We start from the raw sequence: 5,506 nt of genomic DNA, 5'->3' as shown, positions 1-5,506 counted from the left end.
CGCGGGGGGGCGCCCCCGGCCCGGGGCGGGCCCCCCCGCCGTGGGCCCCGGGGCGCCCGTGTTCGGGGGGCCCCGCGACCAGGTGGGCGGCGGCCGGAGCGCCATCGTCTGTTCCGCGACCGGTTCTTCGGCCGCCTGCTCGGGGGTGCTGACCGGCTCCGCGGGCCCTTCCGTCCGCGCCGGCGGGTGCGGCCGGCGGCGCGCCTCCACGTAGAAGGTGGCGACCAGGCTCAGGACCAGGCCCAGGCCACCGGCCATGACCATGTACTCGAGCCGGGTCTTGGTCTGCGCCACCGGGTTCTGCGGGGGCACGATGGTCGTCATGCGGATCATGGCCTTCGGAGCGACCGACTGCTGCTCCTGGAACTGTTGAAGCCGGTCCTTGGCGTACGCCGTCAGGACGCGGTCCGAGGCCAGGACGGCGGACTTGTCCGTGCCGGTGACGGTGAGCCACATGAGCGGCCCCTGCGCGTTGTCGGCGAGCTTGGCCGCGAACGTGCCTGTGGCGCCACGGGACTTGAGCTCCCGGACCGAGACGTCGGAGTTGAGGTTGCGGGCCAGGCTGTCGGCCATGCCGGTGAGCGAGGTCTGGGTGCTCAGGAACGGGTTGCCGTCGTAGGCCACCGTGGCCTTCTGGGAGTTCAGGAGAACCACCGTGCTCTGCGACTGGTAGGTGATCGGAACCACCAGTGCCACGGCCACGACCAGACCGGCCGTCAGCAGCAGTCCGGGCAGCAGGACGTACCAGCGCCTGCGCATGACTCGGAAGATCTCAGCGAGATCCATGGTGGTCCCCCCTCGCGGCCCGACCTCGGACGAGCATATGTTGCGAGCGGATCATATGGGGAACGTTTGTGCAGTGGGCCTTGCTCGCGTGCCCGCGGTGCCTCCCGTCAGCAGCACGTCGGCGATGCGGTCGCTCGCGCGACCGTCCCAGAGTTCGGGCCGGCGGGGGGCGCGAGGTTCGTCCAGTACGCGGTTGACGGTGGGAACGATCCGGGCCGGGTCCCGCCCGGCCAGCACATTCGTGCCCTGCTCGACCGTGATGGGCCGCTCGGTGTTCTCCCGCAGGGTCACACACGGCACACCCAGCGCGGTGGTCTCCTCCTGTACGCCGCCCGAGTCGGTCAGCACGAGGCGGGCGGCGTCCTGCAGGGCGATGAAGTCGAGGTATCCGGCGGGCGGCACGAGCCGGATGCCTCCGGGGACGCCGATGTCGGCCAGCCGTCCGGCCGCGCGCGGGTGCACGGGCAGCAGGAGCGGGCAGCGGCCGGCGATCTCGCCCAGGGCCTTCAGGAGCGCGGCGAGGACCTCGGGGTCGTCCACGTTGGCGGGGCGGTGCAGCGTGACCAGGCCGTACTCGCCTCTCGCCAGGCCGTATCGGCCGAGGACGTCCGATGCCCTGGCCCGTTCCAGGTTGGCCAGCAGCGTGTCGATCATGACGTTGCCGACCAGGTGGATCTGGTCGCCCCGGTACCCTTCCGCGCGCAGGTTGTCGGCGGCGTCGGGCGAGGGTGCCAGCAGATAGTCGCTGACGCGGTCGGTGGCGACCCGGTTGACCTCCTCCGGCATGCTCCAGTCGCGGCTGCGCAGGCCGGCCTCGACGTGGGCCCGCAGTGGTCCCGCCTTGGCGGTGACCAGGGCGCAGGCCAGGGTCGAGTTGATGTCGCCGACCACGACGACGATGTCCGGGGACACCTCGCCGAGCAGCGGCTCGAACGCGGTCATCACGCGTCCGGTCTGCTCGGCGTGGGTGCCGGAGCCGACCCCGAGGAAGCGGTCGGGCGGACGGATTCCGAGGTCGGCGAAGAACACGTCGTTCATCGCCGGGTCGTAGTGCTGGCCGGTGTGGACGAGGATCACCTCGGCGCCCCGGCTTTCCAGGGCGTCCATCACCGGTTTGATCTTCATGTAGTTGGGCCGCGCCCCGGCGACGCAGACGATTCGCGGCATGGTTCAGAGCACCTCGATCGTGGGTCCGGACGACAGCCGCCGACGGCAGTCGAGGACGAAGGGGGCGTGTTCGGCCACGAGTTCGTAGTCGAAGCTGTCGTGGTCGGTGAGCAGGACCACCACATCGGCGGCCGCCAGCTCCTCCGGCACCGGTTCGACCCGCACCAGGCGGGTGTCCACCGGCAGACTCTCGACCACGTGCGGGTCGGCCGCCCTGACCTGAGCTCCCATGTCGAGCAGCAGCTGGGATATGCGCAGGGCGGGCGACTCCCGGGCGTCGCCGGTGTTCTTCTTGTAGGCCAGGCCGAGCAGCAGGATGCGCGAGCCGTTCACGGACCGGCGTCTCTCGTTGAACAGGTCGCTGATGCGCCGCGTCACGTACTCGGGCATGTGGTTGTTGATGTCGTTGGCCAGCTCCACGAAGCGGAAGCTCTGGCCGAGTTCGCGCTGCACCCGCCAGGACAGGTACGAGGGGTCGATCGGCAGGCAGTGACCGCCGACGCCCGGTCCGGGGGTGAACTTCATGAAGCCGAAGGGCTTGGTGGAGGCGGCGTCGATCGCCTGCCAGACGTCGATGTCCAGGTGGTGGGCGAACATCGCGATCTCGTTGACGAGCGCGATGTTCACATGACGGAAGGTGTTCTCCAGCAGCTTGGCGAGTTCGGCCTCCTTCGGCGAGCCCACCGGAACGGTGGTGTCGACGAGCTCCGCGTAGAAGTCCTGAACGGCCTTGAGGGATTCCGCGTTGACGCCGGACACGACCTTCGGGGTCTGCTGGAAGCCCCAGACGGCGTTTCCGGGGTCGATCCGCTCCGGGCTGTAGCCCAGATGGAAGTCGGTGCCCGCGGCCAGCCCCGAGCCGTCCTCCAGGATCGGCGCGAACAGTTCCTGTGTGGTGCCCGGGTAGGTGGTCGACTCGAGGACGACGGTGGCTCCGGGGCGCAGGTAGCGGGCGAGGGTGACCGCCGACTCCTCTATGTAACGGAGGTCGGGAGTGCCCTCGTGCAGAGGGGTCGGGACGGTCACGACGGCCACGTCGAAGCCGCCGCAGTCCCGGGCCGCTTCGCTCGGGCGGTAGGTGCCCCGGTCCAGTGCCGCGCGGATCCGTTCGGAGGAGACGTCCTCGACGAAGGACTCACCGGCGGCGAGGCTCTTGACCCGCCGGGAGTCGACGTCGTAGCCGATCACCTCGTGTCCGACCTCCGCGGCGCGGATGGCCAGTGGCAGGCCGACGTATCCCTGTCCGACCACGACGACGCGCATCAGTGACTCCTGTTCGCGGAGGCGGGCGACGGGGTGAGCCGGACGAGCTCTCTGGCCGTCATGAGGAGGAAGGCAGCATTGGTGGTGAGGTAGCGTCGGCCCAGGCGGCGCGGCTCCTGCAGCGCGCGGTAGAGCCACTCCATGCCCCACCGCTGCCAGGACACGGGGGCCCGCTTGGTGACCCCCGCCAGGATGTCGAACGAACCGCCGACACCGTGCACGACACGGGCACCGGTGTGTTCGCCGTAGGCGGCGGTGAAGATCTCCTTCTTCGGCGAGGTCATGCCAAGGAAGAGCATCTGGGCGCCGCTGTCGGCGATCGCGTCGGCGATCGCCGCCTGCTCGGAATCGTCGAAGTAGCCGTTTCGGCTGCCGGCGACCTTCAGGCCGGGGAAGCGATCGGCCACCCGGCGCAGCATCCGCTCCAGCACGTCCTGCCTGGCGCCGAGGAAGTACACGGACACGCCCGCCGATTCGGCCTCGGCCAGCAGCCGCAGGAACAGGTCGATGCCGGCCACCCGTTCCGGCAGCGGGGCGCGCAGCAACCGGGCCGCCCAGACCACGGCCTGTCCGTCGGCGACGACGAGATCGCAGCCGGCCACCGCCCGGGCGAGCCGGGGGTCGCGCCGCATGTTCACCAGCTTCGCGGCGTTCACCACCCCGATCTCCAGCTGTCTGCCCTCCCGGACCGCATCGAGGCACAGCGCCACGGTCTCGTCCATCGTCAGCGGGTCCAGCTCGATCCCGAACAGTGTCCGACGCTCGCTCATATGCGGCCCCCCTGCCAGGCGTAGAGCATCCAGCCGAACTCGTACGGCCGGCATTCGCGGTCCACGAACGCGGGTCGGTACACCCGGTCCAGGGACTTCAGCCGGAGGTTCGGCGCGACTCGGGTGCCGAGCCCTCGGGCGGCGCGCACGGCCTTCTTCGGATCGCCGCGGTGGACCTTGCGCCAAGTGGCCCCGAGCTCGTCGAGGATCAACGGCTCCCGCTTCTCCGGACGGGCGGCCAGTTCGGGCACGTCCGTCATCCAGCGCAGGCCCCTGCGGATCGCCGCGCCGAAGTCGGTGCCGCCGGCGTCGGCGAGATCGAACAGGGCGGTGGGCGCCATCGCGTGCTGGTGGACGCTGTAGACCGGGTAGCCCTCCACGACACCGCCGGTGCGGGCGTCGTAGTGCCACCACCACTGCCCGCCGTCGCCCTGCAGCTCGCAGATGCGTGCCGCGCACGCCTCCGAGGCGGCCAGCGCCTCGGGATCCCCGGGTCCGTCACCGCTGGCATGGGCGCGGGCCAGCGCCTGGAGCGGATACGTCTGGTCGGCGAAGCAGCTCACGTGCGCCCGGTACCAGGGCACCAGGCCGGGACCCGTGGCGTGCGGGAACAGCGGACTGTCCCCGATCCGGGCCCGCAGGAGACGGTCACGGGCTGTGGTGAAACGTCTCTCCACATCGACCGTGGACCGAGCCGCCGCGAGAGCGGACAGCACCCAGGCCGCCTCGACGGTGTACTGTGCGCGGCCCTCCTCGTCCAGGGCGTCCATCCGCGCGATGGCATCGGACAGTTTGGGATGCACGGTCTCGGCTGCCGCCCAGGCGATGAGCGCCGCGTCGCCGAGATTGGCCACCGCGGGCAGCGACTCGACCAGCAGACCCGTGAACTCCTGGGCCGTACGCCCCCCGAGCACCGCGCGCTGGTGGTCCTCGGGAAGGAATTGCGCGCCCAGCGCGGTGATGGCCGCGTACCGGGTGCTGGTCCCGCGCCGCTCCAAGGTCCAGGAACCGTCGGGCGCCCTCCGCCCGGCCATGGTGAAGGCGAAGGCCTCGCCACCGGGGAGCAGCATCGACGGAAGTCCCGACTCCGCGACCGCGAGGAGTCGTTGGGCGAGCGCGAGCAGCGGTGGCTCCTCACGACCGAGCGCCGCCAGACGTGAGATGGTCATCGTTTGGGCACACCAACCCCCCTGTGGGTCCTCAATGTGGACAGGCTTGACCGCCGTGGCGCGGAAGGCCGCGCGAGGTGGACGTCAGACGTCGGAGCGGTTGTCGCTCCTGGCTCCAGGCACAGGTGTCCCCACCCGGCAACCCCCCCTGGGCACAACCGGTTTGCGTGCTCACTGTGCTAGGTCTGCACAGTTCGCACACATGTTATGCATGCGGATGTTCGAGGATTGGCGTTTTGCGAGAAATCAGGAACTCATACGCGCTCAACGAGTTCGCCGTCCTTCTCGTCGTACAGCTCGCCCGTCTCGGGGCACTCCCAGGTGCCCAACTCGCCTTCGCGCTCGACCAGT

5 protein-coding genes and 1 pseudogene are annotated in these 5,506 nt (G+C 70.3%); all 6 read right to left on the bottom strand.

Going from position 1 to position 5,506, the window contains the following annotated elements; genetic code table 11:
* Nucleotides 1-786: chain length determinant protein (locus tag ACFW2E_RS13510; protein ID WP_384465842.1), on the bottom strand; the 786-nt coding region annotated here is incomplete at its 3' end.
* 51 nt (nucleotides 787-837) lie between these two features.
* The gene (gene wecB, locus ACFW2E_RS13505; RefSeq protein ID WP_384465840.1) at nucleotides 838-1,953 is read right to left on the bottom strand and encodes a non-hydrolyzing UDP-N-acetylglucosamine 2-epimerase; all 1,116 of its coding nucleotides are present in this window, start codon (nucleotides 1,951-1,953) and stop codon (nucleotides 838-840) included.
* Between the two features lie 3 nt (nucleotides 1,954-1,956).
* Nucleotides 1,957-3,216 (bottom strand): nucleotide sugar dehydrogenase, encoded by a 1,260-nt coding sequence (locus ACFW2E_RS13500; RefSeq protein WP_384465838.1) that lies wholly within the window; start codon nucleotides 3,214-3,216, stop codon nucleotides 1,957-1,959.
* A complete protein-coding gene (locus ACFW2E_RS13495) occupies nucleotides 3,216-3,986 on the bottom strand; it encodes a WecB/TagA/CpsF family glycosyltransferase (protein WP_384465836.1) in 771 nt (256 codons plus the stop codon). Before ACFW2E_RS13495 ends, ACFW2E_RS13500 begins: the two co-directional genes overlap by 1 nt.
* On the bottom strand, nucleotides 3,983-5,155 hold the full coding sequence (locus tag ACFW2E_RS13490) for a hypothetical protein (RefSeq protein WP_384465834.1): 1,173 nt from the start codon (nucleotides 5,153-5,155) through the stop codon (nucleotides 3,983-3,985). Before ACFW2E_RS13490 ends, ACFW2E_RS13495 begins: the two co-directional genes overlap by 4 nt.
* A 254-nt stretch (nucleotides 5,156-5,409) precedes the next feature.
* Nucleotides 5,410-5,506 (bottom strand): annotated as a pseudogene (locus tag ACFW2E_RS13485) (N-acetyltransferase); the annotation flags it as partial.

This window comes from Streptomyces sp. NPDC058964 (assembly GCF_042741275.1).
Taxonomy (GTDB): domain Bacteria; phylum Actinomycetota; class Actinomycetes; order Streptomycetales; family Streptomycetaceae; genus Streptomyces.
This window is presented reverse-complemented; position numbering and strand designations above follow the sequence as displayed.